Here is a 20,487-nt window from a genome sequence, read left to right on the forward strand (position 1 = left end):
CAAATCAGGAAAGCTCAGGAAAGATCAGCAGGAAGGTCGGTCCACGCGCCTTCATGCGATGCGCTGGCGAGGACCGTTTCCACGAAGGCGAGGCTGCGCACGCCATCGTCCACACCGGGCACGCTGGCCGGGCGGGCGAGGTCGCGCAGGTCGCTGGCGAAGTCGCGGTAAAGCTGGGCGAAGGCTTCGAGGTAGCCCTCGGGGTGACCGCCCGGCGTGCGGGTCGCCGCCGCAGCGACGGCCGGCAGCGACGCCATGCCGCGGGTCAGTCGCTGCGCCGGTTGTCCGGCCGGGTGCCAGGTCAGCTCGTTCGGTGATTCCTGGTCCCAGTGCAGCGCGGCCTTGGTGCCGTAGACACGCAGGCGAAGATGGTTTTCCTCGCCGGTCGCCACCTGGCTGGCCCAGAGCATCCCGCGTGCGCCGCTGGCGTAGCGCAGTTGCACCTGCACGTGGTCATCGACGCGCCGGCCGGGAACGAAGGTGATCAGCTCGGCGCTGAGCTGCTGCGGTGACTGGCCGGTAACGAATTCGGCGAGCTGCGCCGCATGCGTGCCCACGTCGCCGAGGCAACCGGCGGGGCCGGCCAGCGCGGGGTCGGTGCGCCACGCGGCCTGCTTCTGGCCCGAGGCTTCGAGCGGCTGGGCGAGCCAGTCCTGCGCATATTCGACCTGCACGATGCGCACGTCGCCCAGCTCGCCCGCCTCGACCAGCGCCCGTGCGGCGCGGATCAGCGGATAGCCGCTGTAGTTGTGCGTCAGCGCGAGCCGCACGCCGTGGCGCTGCACGAGGGCTTGCAGGTGCTGCGCGTCGGCGAGGTTCGTGGTCAGCGGCTTGTCGCAGATGACGTGGAGGCCGGCCTCGATGAAGGCGCAGGCGACGGGGAAGTGCAGGTGGTTCGGCGTGACGATCGCCACCGCGTCGATGCCGCTGCCGTCAGCCCGGCGGGCGGCTTCGGTGCGGGCCATCTCGCGGAAATCGCTGTAGCAGCGCGCCGGGTCGATGCGCAGCTCGGCCCCGCTGGCGCGGGCACGTTCCGGGTCGGACGACAGCGCGCCTGCCACCAGCTCCCAGTCGTCGTCGAGCCGCGCCGCGATGCGATGCACGGCGCCGATGAACGCACCTTGCCCCCCGCCGACCATGCCCAGCCGCAAACGGCGCGGTGCGGAGGTCGGCGCGGTCATGCCCGTGGCTCCAGGCCGAGCATCCGGCGGTTGGTCGCGTCGTCGGTGGCGCTGGCCGCGAAGTCGTCGAAGGCCCGTTCGGCCACGCGGATCAGGTGATCGCGGATGAACGGCGCGCCCTCGGCCGCGCCCTGCTCGGGATGCTTGATGCAGCATTCCCACTCCAGCACCGCCCAGCCCGTGTAGCCGTGCTGCGTCAGCTTCGAGAAGATGGCGCGGAAATCCACCTGCCCGTCGCCGAGCGAGCGGAAGCGGCCGGCGCGGTCCTTCCACGACTGGAAGCCGCCGTAGACCCCGAGCCGGCCGGTTGGGCGGAACTCGGCGTCCTTGACGTGGAACGCCTTGATGCGCTCGTGGTAGCAGTCGATGTAGGCGAGGTAGTCGAGCTGCTGCAGCACGAAGTGGCTCGGGTCGTACAGCAGGTTCGCCCGCGGGTGGTTGCCGACACGCTCCAGGAACATCTCGACGCTCGCCCCGTCGCACAGGTCTTCGCCGGGATGGACCTCGTAGCAGACATCGACCCCCGCCGCGTCGAAGGCATCGAGGATCGGCCGCCAGCGCGCCGCGAGTTCGTCGAACGCCGCTTCGATCAGTCCGGCCGGCCGCTGCGGCCACGGGTAGAGGTAGGGCCACGCGAGGGCGCCGCTGAAGGTCGCGTGTGCGGTCAGGCCGAGGCGTTGCGAGGCTTTGGCGGCGAAGTGCAGTTGCTGCTTGGCCCATTCCGTGCGCTCGGCGTACTTGCCGCGCACTGCCTCGGGGGCGAAGGCGTCCATCGGCGCGTCGTAGGCCGGATGGACCGCGACGAGCTGGCCTTGCAGGTGCGTGGACAGCTCGGTGATCTGCACGCCATGCGCCGCCAGCCGCCCCTGCAGTTCGTCGCAGTAGGTCTGGCTCTCGGCGGCCAGCGCGAGGTCCATCAGCCGCGTGTCCCAGCTCGGGATCTGCACGCCCGCATAGCCGTGGCCCGCCGCCCAGCCGGCCAGGCCGTCGAGCGAGTTGTACGGCGCGGCGTCTCCCGCGAACTGCGCCAGGAAGACGCCGGGGCCTCGGATCGGGGAAGTCGTGGTCATGGCAGATCTTCGCTCCGTGGTGGCTCAGTTGGCGATCAGGTGCTGGTGCATGAAGTCAAAGCTGGTCTTCAGCATCACCGCGTGGTCTTTCGGCTTGTCGTGTTCCAGCACGAACAGGCTGACCCGCTGCTGCAGGTCGGCGAGCAGCGCTGCCCACGGCACGATGCCCTGACCGAGCGCACACCAGCCGTCCTCGTCGGCGGCAGTGCCGGGGGCGGCGATGTCCTTGGTGTGGATGGCCACGAGGCGGTCGGCGTAGGGTGCGATCGCCGCCATCGGATCCAGCCCGGCGCGGGCGACCCAGCCCAGGTCCGCTTCCCAGCCGAGCTGCTTGGCGCTGGCGGTGCTGAAGATCCAGTCCAGCGCAGTGCGGCCGCTGTAGTGCAGGAACTCGAACTCGTGGTTGTGGTACGCCAGCCGCAGCCCTTCGGCATTGAGCTTGTCGCCGACCTTGGCGAGCCGCGCGCCGAGCGCCTGCCAGCCGATGGCGGTGGCGGGCCGCTCGCCCATCGGCAGCCACGGCATGATCGCCAGCCGGCAGTCGGTGGCGTGGCAGGTGTCGATGACGGTCTGCAGGTCGTGTTCCACCAGCGCGAGGCTGACGTGCATCGACGACACGCGCAGGCCGTGCGCGGCGACCTTGGCAGCGAATTCGTCCGCGGGCAGGCCGTGGCTGGCGACCGACTCGATCCACTTGAAGCCGGCGGCGCGGGCCAGTGCGAGCTGGGTGTCGAGGTCGCCCGCATCGCGCAGGGAATAGATCTGGACGGAGAGTTTCATCATCAGACTCCTAGAACAACTTGCCCGTCAGCGGCGCCGGGCGCTCGCAGCGGGTGGTGAGGGAGACGGGCTGGCCGGTGCGGCCGGCGTCGAGGGCGCGGTCCATGATTTCGAGGACGTGCAGCGCCATGTCCGCGCTGCAGCGGTGAGGGCGGTTTTCCTGCAAGGCCAGCGCCATGTCAATCAGCCCGATGCCGCGGCTGTTGGTCGTGTAGGGTCTTCCGCCCGGTGCGCGCACGAACTCGCCGGTCTGGCGGTTGTGGCGCACGGTGCCGCCGAACTGGTTCGGGTCGGCGCCGAGCAGGGTGCCGTCGTCGCCGTAGAGTTCCATCGGCGTGTGCGTGTGGCGCCAGACATCGAAGCTGGAGGTGAGCACGATGTGCGCGCCGCTCTCGAAGGCGAGCTGTGTCACGACGTGCGTCGGCACCGCCACCGGGAGTTGCTCGCCGGCCCGCTCGCCCAGCGGAACGGTGCGCGGGTTGTGCGTGGTGTGGCTGGTCGAGGTGAGGCGGTCGACCGGGCCGAGGTGGTTGACGAGGTGCGTCAGGTAGTAGACGCCGACATCGTGCAGCGGCCCGCCGCCGGGCTGGTAGAAGAAGGCCGGGTTCGGGTGCCAGTGGTCGGGGCCGTGGTTCATGAACTGCGCGGTGCCATGGCGGATCGCACCGACCGTGCCGGCGTCCACCAGCGCCCGCAGCGCCTGCCCCGCCGCGCCGAGGAAGGTGTCCGGCGCGCAGCCGACCCGCAGGCCCTTGGCGCGGGCCAGCTCGACCAGCTCCAGCCCCTGCGCGAAGGTGGCGGCCAGCGGCTTCTCGGTGAAGAAGTGCTTGCCGGCGTTCAGCACGCGCAGGCCGACCGCGTGGTGCGCCTGCGGCGGCGTGAGGTTGAGGATGATCTGTGCCTCGCTGGCGAGCAGGGCGTCGATGGACAGCGCGGTCAGGCCGTGTTCGGCGGCGCGGCTGGCGGCGAGTTCGGCGTTGGCGTCCGCGATGGCGACGATGCGCACGCGGCGGCAGCGGGCCAGCGTTCTCAGGTAGGCGGGGAAGATGTTGCCGCAGCCGATGATGCCGATCGGCAAGGCAGGGGTGGCAGTGGTCATGGGAGGTCCGGGAGGGCAGGGTGCGGGCCGGGGCCGACCGACTGGCGCCAGACGACTTCGGGAGGGAAGTCACGCGCCACCGGCCAGTCCAGGCCATAGCAGAGGTTGAGGACTTGCCGGCTGGCGCTGATGGTCACGTCGGCGGTGGGGATGCGGATGGTGGTCAGGGGCGGCGAGGTGAAGGGCGCGAATTCGGCGTCGTCGTAGCCGAGCACCGACACGTCTTCCGGTACCCGCAACCCCGCTTGCGTGAGATGGCTGATGACGGCCAGCGCCATGAGGTCGTTGGCGACGAACACGGCGGTGAAGGCCGGTCGCCCACCCGCTGCGCCGGCCAGCAGTTGTCGGGCGGCTGCTGCCCCGCTGGCGAGGTCGAAATCGCCATCGACGCTGTGCGCGGGCCGCACCGACACGCCGTGGCGGGCCAGCTCGTCGCTGAAGCCGTTCAGGCGCGCCTCGTTGTCGGGGGTGTTGCGCGGGCCGCGGACAGTGGCGATGCAGCGGTGGCCGCGGGCCAGCAAGGCGCGGGCGGCCAGCCGTCCTCCGGCCTGGTGATCGGCGCAGAAGGCGTTGTCGTGGTGCTCGGCCAGGCGGCGGTTGATGACCACCAGCGTCGGCATGCGCTCCATCAACCGCTCCAGGTCATCGTCGTGCAGGCGGTTGGAGGCGACGATCAGGCCGTCGCAGTCGCGCCCGATCAGGAAGTCGATGCCGTCGAGGTCGAGCTGGCGGGTCGAGCCGATGCCGCAGCCGTTGGCGGCGATCATGTGCCGGCCATTGGCGCGCAGCACGCTGTCGATGGTGGCGACGATGCCGGAGTAGAAATGGCCGTCGAAGCCGGGGACATAGACGCCGATGGCCCCGGATTGCTGCAGCGACAGCGCACGCGCCGTGCTGGAGGGGCGGTAGTCGAGCTGGGCCGCGGCGTCGCGCACGCGCCGGGCCGTGTCCTCGGACACCGAGCCGTTGCCCGACAGTGCGCGGGATGCGGTGGCTACCCCCACGCCTGCCAGTCGGGCGACATCCTTGATGGTGCTCACGGAGCGTCCTGCCAAGTGTTGAGACAACTGGCGAGGATCCCATGCACGGATCCGCTCACCCGCAGCCGCCGCACCTCACCCGGCAGCAGGTCGAGGAAGTTGTCCTCGAAGCGCCCATCCGGTGCCTCCAGCCAAACCCCCTTGGCGGGGCGACTGGCGCTCACCTGGACAAAGTCGCTGCCCGGCTCGGCGACGACCTGCACCTGCGGGTCGGGGAAGCGGTGCCAGCGGAACGGCTCGGGCCAGGCATGGGCCTGTGCCGCCTGGGTGGCGCCGGTCAGCGTGAGTCGGGCGATCAGCGGTCGTGCCTGATCGGCGAACCACGCGGGCGGCGGCGTCAGCGGGGTCACGGCATTGGCGGCGAGCGACACGTCCGCGGGGGTCGTGTCGTCGATCGGCGCACCGTCGATCGCCAGCAACTGCCAGCGTGCCTGCACGGTCAGCACGGCGTCCGTCCCGTTCACGGCCCAGGCCGACACGCCGGCATCGCCGCGCCGCACCGCGCAGGCCAGCGGCGCCATCGCCCGGCGGATCGTGTACCACGCCGGCTTGGGGCGGCCGTCGCTGTCGATGATCGCCCAGCTTGTCACCGGCCAGCAGTCGTTCAACTGCCAGACCAGCGCCCCGCCGCAGGCCCGCGCGCCTGGGGTCTGCCAGCGGCGGCGGAAGGCTTCGTAGGCGTGGCGCATCGCCTCGGCCTGCACGAACTGCGTCGCATAGACCTCGGCGGCCAGCGTGTCCGGGTGGCGCAGCGTGTCGGCGCGGTAGACGGCGAGCCGGCGGTGGCCGTCCATGCCGACCGGGGACGAGGCCTTGTTGTGCCACTGCAGCGTGCGGCTGCCGGGAAAGCGCTCCTCCGCCGGGATCGCCTTGTCCAGCACGGCCATCGACGGGTGCGACTGCATCCCGAACTCGCTGACGAAGCGCGCGCCGACCTCGGCATACCGCTGGTACGGGAGCATGAGCTGGTGCCAGACCTCCCAGCTGTGGCGGTCGCCGGCGGTGGCGTCCTGCGACAGGCGGGGTTGGCCGGTGCCGGAGGCCGGCGGGGTGTAGGGACTGCCGGGCCAGTACGGGCGACCCGGATCAAGCGCGTGGCACAGCGTGGGCAGCACCTGCTCGTAGAGCACGCGGGCCTCGAAGCGTGTCGGGTCGCTGCCCGGGGCTGAACCGAGTGCGCCGACTGTCTCCGCCAGCGTGTAATCCTCGTTGTTGCCACACCAGATCGCCAGACTCGCCCGATGCCGCAGCCGGGTGATCGCGGCGCGGGCCTCGGCTTCGACGCTGGCGACAAACGCCGGATGGGCTGGATACAGGCCGCAGGCGAAGACAAAATCCTGCCAGACCAGCACGCCGAGGGCGTCACAGGCGTCGTAGAACGCCTCGTCCTCGTAGATGCCGCCGCCCCAGACTCGAAGCATCACCAGGTTGGCGTCCACCGCCTGCTGCACGCGTTCGCGGTAGCGGGCCGGGGTGATGCGGTTGAGCAGGTTGTCGTCGGGAATCCAGTTGGCGCCGCCGCAGAAGAGTTCGCGGCCATTGACCTCGAACACGAAGCTGCGTCCCGCCTCGCCCGCCACCGGCGCCTGCACCAGCCGCAGCCGGCGCAGGCCGAGGCTGCGCTGCTGCGCGGCGATCACCGTGCCATCGGCGCGGAGAAGGCGGGTGTGGAGGATGTAGAGCGGCTGTGCCCCGTGGCCGGCTGGCCACCAGAGTTGCGGCGTGTCCACCGACAGCGAGGCGGTGTGCTGCGCGGTGGCGCGGCTGTGGTGCGTGGCGACCAGCGTGCCGGCGGGGTCGAACAGCGCATGCTCCAGCGCCACGTTGTTGCTCGGGTCACCGCCGAGGCGGGTGTGCAGGTCCACGCGGGCGTGGGTCCAGTCGCCGCTGAGCGTCACCGGGCTGGCCAGCTCGGCGATGCGCAGATCGGCGGCTTCCAGGTGGACCGCCTTCCACGGACCGCAGGTCAGCAGCGTCGGGCCCCAGTCCCAGCCGTAGTGGTAGGGCGCCTTGCGGACATGGAGCCGGCTGGAATCACCGTTCCACAGCGGACGGGCGCCGTGGTGCGCTTCGAGGTCGCGGCCGCGGCGCAGCGCGCTGTCGAAGCGGATCCACAGTGTGTGCCGACTCGGCCCGGCATGCGGCAACCGGTCGGTGATGTCCACGCGCAGCGGCACGAACATGTTGTCGCTCTCGGCCAGCGGCTGGCCGTCGAGCCAGACGCGGGCGAAGGTGTCCAGCCCGTCGAACACCAGCGCCATCCGGTCGCGCAAGGCATCGGCACCCAGGTCGAAGTCCAGCCGGTAACACCAGTCACGCTCTGCCACCCACTGCACTTCGGCCTCCTGGCGCCCGACGAGCGGGTCCGGGATGGCGCCGCTGGCGATCAGGTCCTGGTAGACGGTGCCGGGCACGCTGGCGGTCTGCCAGCCGTCGGTTGTGGTGAACTGTTCCGTGTCACCCAGCCGTGGATCGGCCGCACGAAACCGCCAGCCGTCGTGCAACGGCTGCTGGATCAGGGGGCGGGGCATGGGGTGTCCTGGGGTTGGCCTGGCTCAGAGCCGGGCTTCGCTCTTGGCGTCGAACACCGAGGCGCGCGGCAGGTCGAAGCCGAAGGCGATGGGCTCGCCGACCGTGCCCTGCCACTGGTCGTCGGCGATGGCGCTCAACAGCACGTCACCCACCGTGAACCAGACGATCTTCTGCGGCCCGAGCGGCTCGATCAGCGTGAGGCGGCCAGTGTGGGGTGTGGCGGTGCCGACCGTGTGCGCCAGCCGGACCTGCTCGGGTCGCACGCCCAGCACCACTTCCCGGCCATCCAGCGCGGGTGCGGTGAAGGGGTAGGCCGACACGTCGGTGCTCAGCTCCTTGCCGACAAAACCGGTGGTGCCGCCGCTGCGGGCCACCAGACTGCCGCGCAGCGTGTTCATGGTCGGCGAGCCGAGGAAGCCGGCGACGAACAGGTTCACCGGGCGGGTGTAGATCTCGTCCGGCGTGCCGATCTGCTGGATCACGCCGAGCTTCATCACCGCGATGCGGTCGGCCAGCGTCATGGCTTCGACCTGGTCGTGGGTGACGTAGACCATGGTGGCGCCGAGCTGCAGGTGCAGCTGCTTCAGCTCGCGGCGCAGCTCGGCGCGCAGCTTGGCGTCGAGGTTGGACAGCGGTTCGTCGAACAGGTAGACCTTGGCGTCGCGCACCACGGCGCGGCCGATGGCGACCCGCTGGCGCTGGCCACCGGAGAGCTGCGCCGGGCGGCGCTTGAGCAGCTCCGTCAGGTGCAGCATCTCGGCGGCCTTGGCCACGCGCTTCTCGATCTCGGCTTTCGGTATCCGCGCCACCCGCAGCCCGAAGGACATGTTGCGCTCGACGTTCATCGTCGGGTAGAGCGCGTAGGACTGGAACACCATGCCGATCTCGCGGTCCTTGGGGTCGGCCCAGGTGACGTCGCGGTCGCCGATGCGGATGCTGCCTTCGGCGACATCGTTGAAGCCGGCGATGGTGTGCAGCAGCGTGGACTTGCCGCAGCCCGAAGGACCGAGCAGCACGAGGAACTCGCCGTCGGCGACCTCCAGGTTCATGCCCTTCAGGATGGTGTTGCCGCCGAGGACGATGTCGAGGTTGTCAATGTGGACGCTGGCCATGGTGGAGTCTCGAAAAAATTGAAATCAGCCCTTGACCGCGCCGGCGGCAATGCCACGCACGAACCAGCGACCGGAGAAGAAGTACACCGCCAGCGGCACCAGCGACGTGAGGATGGTGGCGGCCATGTCGATGTGGTAGCGGCGCACGCCGAAGGTGGTGTTGACCAGGTTGTTGAGCTGCACCGTCATCGGGTAGTTGTCCTTGCCGGCGAAGATCAGGCCGAAGAGGTAGTCGTTCCAGATGCCGGTGACCTGCAGGATGGTCGCCACGATCAGCATGGGCGTGCCCATCGGCAGCATGAGCTGGAAGAAAATGCGCCAGAAACCGCCGCCGTCGATGCGCGCCGCCTTGAACAGCTCGTTCGGCACGGAGATGTAGTAGTTGCGGAACAGCAGCGTCAGCACCGGCATCCCGAAGATGCAGTGGACCAGCAGGATCGCCCAGTAGGTGTTGTAGAAGCCGCCCAGCCGGAACCACGCCACCAGCGGGTAAATCATCACCTGGAAGGGCACGAAGGCGCCCAGCAGCATGATGCCGAACAGGATGTCGCCCCAGCGCGAGCGCCAGAAGCTCAGCGCGTAGCCGTTGAGCGCGCCGAGGAACACCGAGAGGAGGGTGGCCGGGATGACCAGCCGCACCGAGTTCCAGAAGCCGCCCTGGATGCCCTCGCAGGCCAGGGCGATGCAGGCCGACGACCAGGCTTCCGCCCAGTTGCCGAATTGCGGCGAGGACGGCCAGGCGAACATCACCGCCTGGCGCACCTCGTCGGCCGACTTCAGCGAGGTCACCACCATCACGTACAACGGCAGCAGGAAGAAGGCGGAGGTGACCAGCAGGAAGGCGTAGATGCCGATGCGGGCAGGGGTGACCAGCGGGCGGCGCGGACGCTGGCCACGCGGCGTCGCCGGGGCGGCGGGGAGGGCCGTGGAAGTTGCAGTGGTGCTCATGTCGATAAACCCTCAGTGGCCGGCGTTCTGACGCGCCTGGACCTTGGAGCGCCAGTACAGCAGCGGCGCGAGCACGGTGAACACGGTGACCAGCATCACCACCGAAGCGGCCGAGGCCAGTCCGATGTTGTTGCGGCCGAACAGGTGGTCGATGATGAATTTGGCGGGCACTTCGCTGGCGTCGCCGGGGCCGCCGCTGGTCATCACGGCCACCACGTCGAAGGTGCGCACCAGCGCCACGGCCAGCAGCACGAACGCCGTGGCATACGCCGGGCCGAGCTGCGGCAGCACGACGCTGAGGTAGTAGCGCGGCTTGGAGACACCCTCCAGGCGGGCGGCCTTCCACTGCTCCTCATCGACGCCACGCAGCGCCGCCAGCAGGATGGCCATCGTCGTGCCGCTGCCCTGCCAGACCATGGCCAGGCCGATGGCGTAGAGCACCATGTCGGAGCGCACCGTCCAGTCGAGCGTGAAGCTCTCCCAGCCCATCAGGCGGAAGGCGTTCTGCAGGCCCAGCGTGGGGTTGAACAGCCACTGCCAGATCAGGCCCGTGACGACAAAGCTCATCGCATAGGGATACAGGAAGATCGTGCGGAACCAGCTCTCGGCCTTGACCTGCTGGTCGATGAAGATCGCCATCAGCGTGCCCAGAACGAGCACGCCCAGCACATAGACCACCGCCAGCACACCCAGGTGCTGCAGCGACACGGTCCAGCGGTCGGTCTCGAACAGGCGCTCGAACTGCATCAGCCCGACCCAGTCGTCCCGCGGGAATAGCTTGGACGAGGACAGGGAGATCCGGATGCTCCAGATCACCGAGCCGACGTAGGCCAGCAAGGCAGTGATGGCCAGCGGCAGCAGCGCGGCGTGCAGGGCCAGGTTCAGGCGTTTCGGTCGTGCGGCGCGCGCCATGGCGGACCTCGCTGGTCATGCGGCAGCGCGACCCGGACGACTGGCGTCTGCGGCGTCGCTTGCGCGCGGAAGGGGAGAAAGAGAGCGCAGGGTCGGGCAGCCGACCCCGCGCGGGGAAGCCTTAGCGCTTCAGGGCCGTGGCCATCGCCTTGATGGCGTCGTCGGCGGACTGGGCAGAGTTCCAGTACTTGCTGATGGCGTCCTCGAAAGCACCGACGGCATCCGGGCTCAGGAGTTCGTTGGTGCCTTGCAGCAGACGGCCTTCCTTGACAGCCTGCACACCCATCTGGGCGCACATGTCCATCTTGCTGGTGTCCACGTCGGTGCGGATCGGGATCGAGCCCTTCTTGTTGTTGAAGGCGACCTGACCTTCCGGCGAGATCATCATCTCGGCCAGCTTCTTCTGCGCGGCAGCGGCGTCAGGCGCCTTCTGCTTCGGGAACACGAACACGTCACCGCCGATGGCGTAAGGCATCTTCGGGCCGCCGGCCATGAAGCAGCCGTATTCCTTGCCTGCGGTCTTGCCGGCGTTGACGAACTCGCCCTTGGCCCAGTCGCCCATCATCTGGAAGGCAGCCTTGCCTTCGATGACCATGCCGGTGGCCAGATTCCAGTCACGGCCCGGCGAGCCGGCGTCCACGTAGCCCTTGAGCTTCTTGAAGGTCTCGACGGCCTTGCGGAAACCCGGGGTGGAAGCGTCCTTGTCCTTGAAGGTCTTCAGGTACAGGTCTTGCCCGCCAGTGGCCAGCAGCACGCCGCGGAAGGTGATGCCTTCCTGCCAGCCTTGGCCGCCCAGCGCCAGCGGCGTGACTCCGCCAGCGGCCTTGACCTTGTCCATGGCCGCGAACATCTCGTCCATGTTGGTCGGCTCCTTGGCGCCGGCCTTGGCCAGAACGGCCTTGTTGTACCAGACCCAGTTTTCGTTGTGCAGGTTGACCGGCACAGCGTAGTAGTGGCCGTTGACCTTCACGGCGTTGCGGATCTTCTCCGGCAGCAGCTTGTCCCAGTTGCCCTTGGCGGCGATGTCATCGAGGTTGTTCAGCAGACCTTCCTTGATGATTTCCTCGTACTGCTTGCCGTAGTTGTACTGGGCCGCCGTCGGAGCGTCGCCGCCCATGGTGCGGTTGGCCATCACGGTGCGGGCCTGCGCGCCGCCACCACCGGCGATGGGGGTGTCGATCCAGGTGCCGCCGGCCTTGGTGTACATCGTGGCGAATTCCTTGATGGCGGCGGCTTCGCCACCCGAGGTCCACCAGTGGATGACTTCCGCCTTCTGGGCGTGGGCGGCGCCGACTGCGCCGACGCTGATCAGCGCGGCGGCGGCCAGTTGCTTCATGCGAATGTTCAGGATCGTCGTCATTGCTTGTGTCTCCTCAGGTTGTAAGGGCGGCTGGGGTAGCGGCTGCCCGACGCTGTTGCAGAAAGGATCGAAAAGCGTGCGCACTGTCCTTGAGCGTGCGCACCTGGGTGCCGTAGTCGACATGGACCAGCCCGAAACGGCGCTCGTAGCCGAAGGCCCATTCGAAGTTGTCCATCAGCGACCACACGAAGTACCCACGGACTTCAACGCCCGCCTCCATCGCGCGGCTGACCGCCGCGAAGTGGCCCTTCAGGTAAGCCTGGCGCTGGGTGTCGTCCACCCGGCCATCGACCACGGCGTCGTCGCTGGCCATGCCGTTTTCGGTGATGTAGATGGGCGGCAGATCGGGGTAGACCGACTTGAAGCGGCGCAGCAGGTCTTCCAGCCCCTGCGGGTAGACCTCCCAGCCCATCTGCGTGCGCTCGACGCCGTCGAGCGGGACATCGCGGAAGCCGTGCGCGCCGTCGCTGCGCAGGTTGCTGCGGAAGTAGTAGTTGATGCCGAGAAAATCGAGCGGCTGGCGGATGGTGGCCATGTCACCGGGCAGCACCAGCGGTGCGCTGCCGGGCCAGAGCTTGTCCCACAGGTCGGTGGGATAGCTGCCGGCGAGCAGCGGCTGCAGCACCCAGTCGTTGTGCTGCAGCTCATAGAGCCGCGCGGCTTCCTGATCGGCCGGGTCGGTGCTGTCCGAGGTGCCGCGGCCGATGTTGGCGACAATGCCGGCGGGTGTACCAGGGTCGTTCTTGCGGATGGCTTCCAGCGCCAGCCCGTGGCCGAGCAGCAGGTGGTGCATCGCCTGCGTGGCGTAGCGTGGATCGGCCAGGCCCGGCGCGTGGTGGCCGTTGCCGTAGCCGAGGAAGGCCGAGCACCACGGCTCGTTCAGCGTCATCCAGCCCTCGACCAGCCCGCTCAGCTCGCGGGCGACCAGCGCGGCGTAGTCGGCGAAGCGGTAGGCCGTGTCGCGGTTGAGCCAGCCGCCGCGGTCTTCGAGGTGCTGCGGCAGATCCCAGTGGTAGAGCGTGACGAAGCGCTGCACACCGTGGGCCCCGAGGCGGGCCAGCAAGCGGCGGTAGAACGACAGGCCATCCTGGTTGGGCGTGCCGTCGGCGTGCATGACACGCGGCCACGCAATGGAAAGGCGGTAGGCATCGACACCCAGATCGGCGATCAGGTCAACGTCATCGGCCCAGCGGCTGTAGTGTTCGCAGGCGTGCTCACCGGTGTCGCCGCCCAATGTCTTGCCCGGGGTGGTCGAGAAGGTGTCCCAGATGCTTGGCAGGCGGCCGTCGGCACGGATGGCGCCTTCGATCTGGTACGAAGCCGTGGCCACACCCCACAGGAAATCGGGCTGCGCCATCGCGGAATCCGTCGGGGGAGCGATGGTGTCGGACAGCGGGTGCGCGATGGAATCGGACAAGAAGGGCTCCGGACTGACAGTGTGTTGGAACCGGTTCCAAAACGCTGTCAGTGTCGCCATGTCAGCGCGCCGTCAGGAGAGGGGAAACCCGGGCCATCGGGAAATCCCGGGGTCGGCACTTCAGGCGCCGCTCAGCGATCGCAGGAGGTCTCGGCCTTTGCCCGTCGGCGCAGATCGCGGAATGGCCCGAACAGCCATGAGCGCATGCCGATCACCAGCGTGTAGGGCTGCTTCTGGTCCTCGGGCAGGCGCTGGTCGGCCAGGTGCTGCTGGGCGAAATCGCTGGCGATGCGCGCCAGGCGCTCGTTGAAGACCTGGGCTAGCCGGGTGTTGATCTCGCCGTGGACCAGCATGAGCTGCTCGCCCTCGCCGTCGAAGCCACCGCGGAAGTAGTCCGGCACCACCTCCGCGCGGAAGAACTGCATCACCGGCCCGTGCGGGCGCCAGCGGAAGGTCTTGGCCACCTTCATGCGGTAGCGGTTCTGCGGTTTCAGTTCGATGAAACCGAGCCGGTCGAGCTGCACGAAGTAGCCGGTCAGTTCTGCCTCGGTGTAGCCGTAGCCTGCCAGCACCTGCTCGAAGGTCCACTGGCTCAGGCAGCAGATCGCCGCCAGCAGCAGCTTGCGGTCGGCGACCACGGCGCGCTCCTGCTCGGGGGTCAGCTCGGTGCGTGCGGGCGTGTCGTCGGCGACGCGCCGGGCCAGCTCGGCGAAGTCGGTGCGCAGCACGCGGCAGATGGCGTCGATGCGCGACAGCGGCATGTCGCCCTGCGCGAACATGCGCTTGACGCTCGACTCGGCCATGTCGAGCTGCACGGCCAGCGCGGCGTAGGTGATGCCGGCCGACTTCAGCTCGGCCTTCAAGACCCGGATCAGGTCGGCGGTGGTGCTCACGGCGTGTCCTCTGGCGTTTTCGGTCGATCAGGTATCGCCAAATGATACTCATCGAGGCATTGCCCGATATTTCGTTGCTTATCGTTGCACCCCGGGACGCTCTGCCCGAGCATCCATTCCGTGTTCAACGCACCAGCCGCCGAAAGGCCCCACACCATGTCCTCCGATGCTTTTTCCCCGTCTTCGTCCTCGGTCGTGCGCCGCGATACCCCCGCCTGGCGCGCCCAGGTCTGGATCTCGTTCGGTCTGGCGGTGACGCTGTGCGCCACCGGCTTGGCCTGGCTGCCAGGGCAGGACCTGGACCGCGCGTTCATGGTGATGGGCTACCTGTTCTGCCTGACCTCCGCGTTCGGGCTGTCCAAGTTCATCCGCGACAACGACAAGCGCCGCAGCGACACGCCCGGCTGGAAGTGGGTGGTGTGGGGCGGCTTCTTCCTGGCGATGGCGCTGACGGGCTGGGGCCTGTGGCGCATGGACGTGCAGCCGGTGTGGAAGGCCTACCTCGCCGTGAGCTGGCTATTCCTGATCTCGTCGGTGTTCACGCTGGCCAAGACGCTGCGCGATGCCCACGAGGCGGATGTGCTGGAAGCGCGCCTGCAAGGTCGCCGCGAAGCCCGCGAAGAAACGTGAAAACAAGGTGAATCCCATGAAAACCCCGAACAAGCTCCTCGGCTTCCTGCTGGCCGCCACGGTCACCCTGGCCCCGATGGCAGCGCAGGCGCACCGCGATGGCTCTGAGGCCAGCGCCCTGTCCGCCCTGTCGCTGGGCGTGCCACTGGCGATCTCGGCAGCGCCGGCTGCGGCCGTGCTGTCGGCGGGTGCCGTGCTGACGGTGGCCAGCGTGCAGGTGGCGGCGGCTGGAACGGTCTGGGTGCTGACGCAGGCGTCCACGGGCGCCAGCGTCGTGCTGACCTTGAGCGCAGCCGGCGCCGAAGCCGTGTCGGCGACTGTCGGCACCGCCGTGGTGGTGACGGCATTGAGCACTGGCTGGATCCTGTCGGCGGCGGGCAAGGCGCTGTGCTTCGTGCCCAACGAGATCGGCGCCTCGCTGCTCTACAACGAACGGATGACGCGATGAACACCGCCGCTGCCGCTGCCGTTGCCACCCTGGCGCTGGCCGTGGTGCTGACGCCGCCACCGGCCCGGGCCGGCCAGAACTGTGCCGAGAAACCGCCGTCGCCGGACCAGATCCGCCGCTCCCTTGACCTCGCCGTGAAGACCGTGCGCTGGCTCGACGACAGCGGCGCCACGCTGGCCGTCATCGCCCGCCGCGGCCAGAACCTCGACCGCTACGGCCTGCGCTACTCGCACTTCGGTTACGTCTACCGCGACGAGGCGGCCAAGGCATGGCGTGTGGTCCACAAGCTCAACCAGTGCGGCACGGCCGAATCGGCGCTGTACCGGCAAGGGCTGGCCGAGTTCTTCAGCGACGACCTGTTCGACTACGAAGCCGCGCTGGTCCTCCCGACACCCGCCGTGCAGGCCGCGCTGCGCCCGCTGCTGCAGGACAACCAGCGCGCCGCCGTGCTGCACCACAAGCCGTACAGCATGGTCGCCTACCCGTGGTCGCAGCGTTACCAGCAGAGCAACCAGTGGGCGCTCGAAACGCTGGCCTGCGCGGTGGAGCCCGGTGCCTGCGACCGCACCCGCGCCCAGGCGTGGCTGCAGTTCAAGGGCTACCAGCCCACCACGCTCAACCTCAGCGCCGGCCAGCGCCTGGGTGCCCGCGTCGGCACCGCCAACGTGGCCTTCGACGACCATCCCAGCGCCCGGCGCTTCTCCGACCGCATCGACACCGTCACCGTCGATTCGGTGTTCGCTTTCCTGCAACGCACCGCGCTGGCCGGTGCGCCCCAGACCGTGCGCTGATCCGGCACGGCTTGCACTACAGTGTTCTGGCGGCGCCACCCCCGGCGCGCCGCCCCTGACGAGGACTTCCCCCGATGAGTCACCCCGACCAGACCAGCCAGTTCGCGCTGCTCGGCCAGCGCCGCTTCGCGCCGTTCTTCTGGACCCAGTTCCTCGGCGCCGCCAACGACAACCTGTTCAAGTTCGCCTTCACCGTGCTGGTGACCTACCAGTTGCAGGTGGCGTGGCTGCCGCCGTCGCTGGCCGGGCTGGCGATCGGGGCGCTGTTCATCCTGCCCTTCCTGCTGTTCTCGGCCACCAGCGGCCAGCTCGCCGACAAGCTCGACAAGGCGCTGCTGATGCGCCTCGTCAAGTCGCTGGAGATCGGGATCATGGGGCTCGCAGCATGGGCGTTCGTGCAGGACGCGGTGAACGTGCGCGTCGTGACGCTGCTGGGCTGCGTGTTCCTGATGGGGCTGCACTCCACGCTGTTCGGCCCGGTCAAGTTCGCTTACCTGCCGCAGCACCTCGGCGAGCGCGAGATCACCGGCGGCAACGGCATGGTCGAGATGGGCACCTTCGTCGCCATCCTGCTCGGCAACGTCGCGGGCGGGCTGCTGATCGGCATGGCCGAGGGTGGCGCCCGTGCGGTGGCGATCGGCTGCATCGCGATGGCGCTGCTCGGGCGCGCCGTGGTGCAGTTCGTGCCACCGACCCCGGCCACCGACCCGGCCCTGCAGATCAACCCCAACCCCTTCACCGAGACCTGGCGCAACCTGAAGCTCGCGCACGGCAACATCGTCGTCTTCCGCTCGCTGCTGGGCATCTCGTGGATGTGGTTCTTCGGCGCGGTCTTCCTGAGCCAGTTCCCGGCCTTCGCCAAGGAGGTGCTGCACGGCAACGAGCAGGTCGCCTCGCTGCTGCTGGTGGTGTTCTCGGTGGGCATCGGCACCGGCTCGCTGCTGTGCGAGGTGCTGTCGAGGCGCCATGTCGAGATCGGCCTGGTCCCGCTGGGCGCGATCGGGATGACGGTGTTCTCGGTCGATCTGTACTTCGCCGCGACCGGTCTGCCGCTGCCGCAGGGCGCGGCGTCGTACACGCTCGGCGCTTTCCTGGCCGAGCCGGCGCACTGGCGCGTGATGGCCGATCTGGCGCTGCTGGCGGGGTCGGCGGGCCTCTACAGCGTGCCGATGTACGCACTGATCCAGTTGCGGGCACCCAGGAGCCACCGCGCCCGCATCATCGCTGCCAACAACATCCTCAACGCGCTGTTCATGATCGCCAGCTCGGTGATCGCGGGCGCGATGCTCGGGGCGGGCGCGACCATCCCGCAGGTGTTCCTGGCGACCGGACTGGCCAACGCGCTGGTGGCCGGCTACATCTTCCTGCTGGTGCCGGAGTACCTGCTGCGCTTCCTGGCCTTCGTGCTGACGCGCTTCGTCTACCGCCTGAAACTGACCGGCGATCAGCACATCCCGACCGAGGGCGCCGCCATCGTCGCCGCCAACCATGTCAGCTACGTGGACGCGCTGGTGCTGGCCGCCGCCAGCCCGCGGCCGATCCGTTTCATGATGGACCACCGCATCTTCGCCACGCCGGTGCTGGGCGCGCTGTTCCGGCTCGTCAAGGCGATCCCGGTCGCTCCGCAGAAGGAAGACCCGGTGGTCTACGAACGTGCCTTCGCCGAGGCCGCCCAGGTGCTCGCAGAGGGTGACCTGCTCGGCATCTTCCCGGAAGGCGGCATCACCCGCGACGGCACGCTGCAGCCGTTCAAGGGCGGGATCATGAAGATCCTGGAGCGCCAGCCGGCGCCGGTCGTTCCGGTGGCGCTGGTCAATCTGTGGGGCTCGACGTTTTCGCGCATCGAGGGCGGGCGGGCGATGGCCAGGCCGCTGCGGCGCGGGCTGTTCAGCCGGGTCGAGGTGGTCGCCGGCCCCGCGCTGCCCGCGGCGCAGGTCACGCCCGAGCGGCTGCAATCGGCGGTCGGCGCCTTGTTGCACACTGGCGGACCAAACCCCGACCCTGTCCCCAGCCCGTCGATGCCATGAACCTGCCTGCGCCCCGCCTGCCTGCACTCTCCGTCACCGTCGTGCGCAACGAGTCTGCGCTGGTGACGCTGCGGACGGCGTGGGAATCGCTGGAGGACCAGGCCGAGGTGTACGGGCTGTACGTCACCTGGGGCTACGTGCGTCTCGCCTGGCAGCACCTGGCGGCGGCGGGTGACCAGCTCTGGGTGCTGGTGGTGCGTGATGACCAGGATCGGCTGTATGGCGTGCTGCCACTGGTGCGGGTCACCGAGCGGCACTACGGCATGGCGCTGCAGGTGCTGCGCCACATCGGCATCTGGGAGGGCGACCGGCCCGGCCTGCTGGCGCTGGAAGACGCCGACCGGGTCTGGGCCGTGCTCTGGGAGGCGCTGGTCGCGCGGCGCTCGGAGTGGCAGGTGCTCGACCTGCGCGAACTGGTCTCCGGCAGCTGGCCGCTGCGCATGCTGCAGCGCCCCGGCAAGGGATTTTCCAGCGAGACGCAGCCCGACATCGACGCCCCGTTCCAGCGGCTCGACACCGACTGGGCGCTGCATGTCGCCACCCGGCGCGCGTCCGTGCAGGCCCAGCGCCTGCGGATGCAGCAGCGGCTGCAGGCCGAACAACCGGGCACCTGCGTCGTGGTCGCCGAGACACCCGAGGAGATCAGCGCGGCGCTGGAGCGCTACCTCCTGCTGGAAAAGGCGCTGGTGCAGGCCGGCAGCGGCGTCACCATCGGCAGCAACCTGCGCCTCGTCGCGTTCTACCGCGACTGGCTGCCCCGGCTGGCGGCCCGCGGCGACGCGGCGGTGTGGCTGCTCGGCGGCGACGGCGGCGAGATCGCCGGCCTGATCCGCCTGCGCTGCGGCGACACCTGGATCGAGCGCCACGCCTGCTACGACCCCGCCCACGCCGACATCACCCCCAGCCTGCTGCTCACCGTCGAGGCGCTGCAGCACAGCGTCGACACCACCGCCGACGAATCCACGCTGGTCAGCGTGCGCGAGCCGGACGGCGCCACCGCCTCGGTGCTCGACTGGTACGACGGGCGCAGCCGGACGCAGCGGCTGTCTGTGTGGAACCTGCAATCGCGGCTCGGGCCGATCGCGTTGCTGAAGGGGCTGGGCAGCAAGTTCCGGGGCGGGTGACCCCCTTCGGCCAGCCCGTCAGCGTCAGGCTGGCTTGGCGCTTGGCGGCGGCACCGGCTGCTTCTCGACCTGCTCCAGCGCTGCATCGAGGCAGGCCCACGTCGGCGCGCGGCTGGTCCAGATGTTCATCGTCGGCTGCACCGAAGAAGGATCGTCCAGCGCGCCCACGCGGACGACGGTGAATTGCGGGCGCCCGGACGAGTTGGCAAACAGATGCGCCCCGCAGGTCGGGCAGAAACGCCGGCGCATGGTGTTGCCGCTGTCGGCGGTGCTGGTGTACTCGCTCGTCTGCCCGTCAACGTCGAGCGCCGCTGTCGGCACGAGCATGTTGACCGTGCCGTTGGCGGACAGGTGCTGGCAGTCGCGGCACCAGCAGACGCGGGCCGCGACTGGATCGGCCGAGAGGCGGAAGCGGACGGCGCCGCAGAGGCAGTGGCCGGTTCGTTCGGTCATTTGAGGTTCCTCGGTTGTCACGTCCCGTCTGTTCATAAACCCGCTTGACGAGCGATTCGTGACGCCGCCACGCGGTGCCCCAGCATAGCGAAATCACCATTCCCGGTCTACGCCCGCCACCCCCGAACCCGCCGCACCACCCCCCGCCGAATCCACCGTCCAATCCGCCAAGCCCGCGACGCCCGTACCTGCGCCACCGCGGTTTCTTTCCACACGATCCACCACCCGTGAACCCGCGCAAACCATGCCAGTTGCATCAGCGCCGGTTGCGTGAGCTGAAAGATGCGGGCCACCAGCGCGGTGCCGAGCAGTTTGGCCAGCACGATCACGGAGATGCCCGTGAAGACGTGGCCATGTGACACCAGCGCCAGCGCGGCGAGCTTGATCGGCAGCAGCATCAGCCCCGGCGCCAGGAACACCACCAGCGCCAGCGCGGGCGGCAGCCGGGCCACGCGGCGCTCCAGCCAGCCGATCAGCGGCAACTGCGCCAGTTGCGCCATCCACCGGGCCAGCGGCTCCCAGCCCCATTCCTCGAACAGGACGATCAGCGCGATCAGCCACTGGAACAGCCAGCGCAGCGGGCGGGTGAGCAGTTCGACGACAGGGTGCATGGCGGTCAGTCTGGCACAGCGCGGCAGGCTTCGGCCGGCGTCATCAACCCTGATGAAGT

At 69.1% G+C, this 20,487-nt stretch carries 19 protein-coding genes; 5 read left to right on the forward strand and 14 right to left on the reverse strand.

Features of this window, described 5'->3' with window-relative positions; genetic code table 11:
* Window positions 1-14 precede the first annotated feature (14 nt).
* The 12 genes from RMP06_RS17985 to RMP06_RS18040 form a co-directional block, all read right to left on the reverse strand.
* Window positions 15-1,181 (reverse strand): Gfo/Idh/MocA family protein, encoded by a 1,167-nt coding sequence (locus RMP06_RS17985; RefSeq protein WP_310463164.1) that lies wholly within the window; start codon window positions 1,179-1,181, stop codon window positions 15-17.
* On the reverse strand, window positions 1,178-2,251 hold the full coding sequence (locus tag RMP06_RS17990) for a sugar phosphate isomerase/epimerase family protein (RefSeq protein WP_310463165.1): 1,074 nt from the start codon (window positions 2,249-2,251) through the stop codon (window positions 1,178-1,180). The genes RMP06_RS17985 and RMP06_RS17990 overlap by 4 nt, the downstream gene beginning before the upstream one ends.
* Window positions 2,252-2,275: 24 nt before the next feature.
* The gene (locus RMP06_RS17995) at window positions 2,276-3,031 is read right to left on the reverse strand and encodes a sugar phosphate isomerase/epimerase family protein (RefSeq protein ID WP_310463166.1); all 756 of its coding nucleotides are present in this window, start codon (window positions 3,029-3,031) and stop codon (window positions 2,276-2,278) included.
* A 10-nt stretch (window positions 3,032-3,041) separates the two neighbouring features.
* The gene (locus tag RMP06_RS18000; RefSeq protein ID WP_310463167.1) at window positions 3,042-4,130 is read right to left on the reverse strand and encodes a Gfo/Idh/MocA family protein; all 1,089 of its coding nucleotides are present in this window, start codon (window positions 4,128-4,130) and stop codon (window positions 3,042-3,044) included.
* Window positions 4,127-5,170, reverse strand: coding sequence for a LacI family DNA-binding transcriptional regulator (locus tag RMP06_RS18005; RefSeq protein WP_310463168.1), 1,044 nt, complete (start codon window positions 5,168-5,170; stop codon window positions 4,127-4,129). The genes RMP06_RS18000 and RMP06_RS18005 overlap by 4 nt, the downstream gene beginning before the upstream one ends.
* Complete coding sequence (locus RMP06_RS18010) at window positions 5,167-7,701, reverse strand: beta-mannosidase (protein WP_310463169.1); 2,535 nt, start codon at window positions 7,699-7,701, stop codon at window positions 5,167-5,169. Before RMP06_RS18010 ends, RMP06_RS18005 begins: the two co-directional genes overlap by 4 nt.
* 24 nt (window positions 7,702-7,725) lie before the next feature.
* Complete coding sequence (locus RMP06_RS18015) at window positions 7,726-8,814, reverse strand: ABC transporter ATP-binding protein (RefSeq protein ID WP_310463170.1); 1,089 nt, start codon at window positions 8,812-8,814, stop codon at window positions 7,726-7,728.
* A 24-nt stretch (window positions 8,815-8,838) separates the two neighbouring features.
* On the reverse strand, window positions 8,839-9,762 hold the full coding sequence (locus tag RMP06_RS18020) for a carbohydrate ABC transporter permease (RefSeq protein WP_310463171.1): 924 nt from the start codon (window positions 9,760-9,762) through the stop codon (window positions 8,839-8,841).
* Between the two features lie 12 nt (window positions 9,763-9,774).
* A complete protein-coding gene (locus RMP06_RS18025; protein WP_310463172.1) occupies window positions 9,775-10,674 on the reverse strand; it encodes a carbohydrate ABC transporter permease in 900 nt (299 codons plus the stop codon).
* 121 nt (window positions 10,675-10,795) lie between these two features.
* A complete protein-coding gene (locus RMP06_RS18030; protein WP_310463173.1) occupies window positions 10,796-12,034 on the reverse strand; it encodes an ABC transporter substrate-binding protein in 1,239 nt (412 codons plus the stop codon).
* 13 nt (window positions 12,035-12,047) lie between these two features.
* On the reverse strand, window positions 12,048-13,391 hold the full coding sequence (locus RMP06_RS18035; protein ID WP_310463198.1) for a GH1 family beta-glucosidase: 1,344 nt from the start codon (window positions 13,389-13,391) through the stop codon (window positions 12,048-12,050).
* A gap of 191 nt (window positions 13,392-13,582) precedes the next feature.
* Window positions 13,583-14,344: a helix-turn-helix domain-containing protein gene (locus tag RMP06_RS18040; protein ID WP_310463174.1), complete on the reverse strand. Its 762-nt coding sequence runs from the start codon at window positions 14,342-14,344 to the stop codon at window positions 13,583-13,585.
* A 156-nt stretch (window positions 14,345-14,500) separates the two neighbouring features.
* Here RMP06_RS18040 and RMP06_RS18045 point away from each other — a divergent pair, with 156 nt between their 5' ends.
* The 5 genes from RMP06_RS18045 to RMP06_RS18065 all read left to right on the forward strand — a co-directional run bounded on the left by RMP06_RS18045 (window position 14,501) and on the right by RMP06_RS18065 (window position 19,364).
* On the forward strand, window positions 14,501-14,974 hold the full coding sequence (locus RMP06_RS18045; protein WP_310463175.1) for a YiaA/YiaB family inner membrane protein: 474 nt from the start codon (window positions 14,501-14,503) through the stop codon (window positions 14,972-14,974).
* Between the two features lie 16 nt (window positions 14,975-14,990).
* Window positions 14,991-15,422, forward strand: a complete 432-nt coding sequence (locus RMP06_RS18050) for a hypothetical protein (protein WP_310463176.1) — start codon at window positions 14,991-14,993, stop codon at window positions 15,420-15,422.
* Entirely contained in the window at window positions 15,419-16,213 is a 795-nt protein-coding gene (locus tag RMP06_RS18055) for a DUF2145 domain-containing protein (protein ID WP_310463177.1), read from the forward strand. Before RMP06_RS18050 ends, RMP06_RS18055 begins: the two co-directional genes overlap by 4 nt.
* A 74-nt stretch (window positions 16,214-16,287) precedes the next feature.
* A complete protein-coding gene (locus RMP06_RS18060) occupies window positions 16,288-18,240 on the forward strand; it encodes an MFS transporter (protein WP_310463178.1) in 1,953 nt (650 codons plus the stop codon).
* On the forward strand, window positions 18,237-19,364 hold the full coding sequence (locus RMP06_RS18065) for a GNAT family N-acetyltransferase (RefSeq protein ID WP_310463179.1): 1,128 nt from the start codon (window positions 18,237-18,239) through the stop codon (window positions 19,362-19,364). Before RMP06_RS18060 ends, RMP06_RS18065 begins: the two co-directional genes overlap by 4 nt.
* A 24-nt stretch (window positions 19,365-19,388) precedes the next feature.
* On the opposite strand, the gene RMP06_RS18070 is transcribed toward RMP06_RS18065, so the two are convergent.
* Entirely contained in the window at window positions 19,389-19,817 is a 429-nt protein-coding gene (locus RMP06_RS18070; protein WP_310463180.1) for a GFA family protein, read from the reverse strand.
* Window positions 19,818-19,924: 107 nt separating this feature from the next.
* The gene (locus RMP06_RS18075; protein WP_310463181.1) at window positions 19,925-20,428 is read right to left on the reverse strand and encodes a hypothetical protein; all 504 of its coding nucleotides are present in this window, start codon (window positions 20,426-20,428) and stop codon (window positions 19,925-19,927) included.
* Between the last annotated feature and the right edge of the window lie 59 nt (window positions 20,429-20,487).

Source organism: Sphaerotilus sp. (assembly GCF_031429695.1).
Lineage (GTDB): Bacteria > Pseudomonadota > Gammaproteobacteria > Burkholderiales > Burkholderiaceae_C > Sphaerotilus.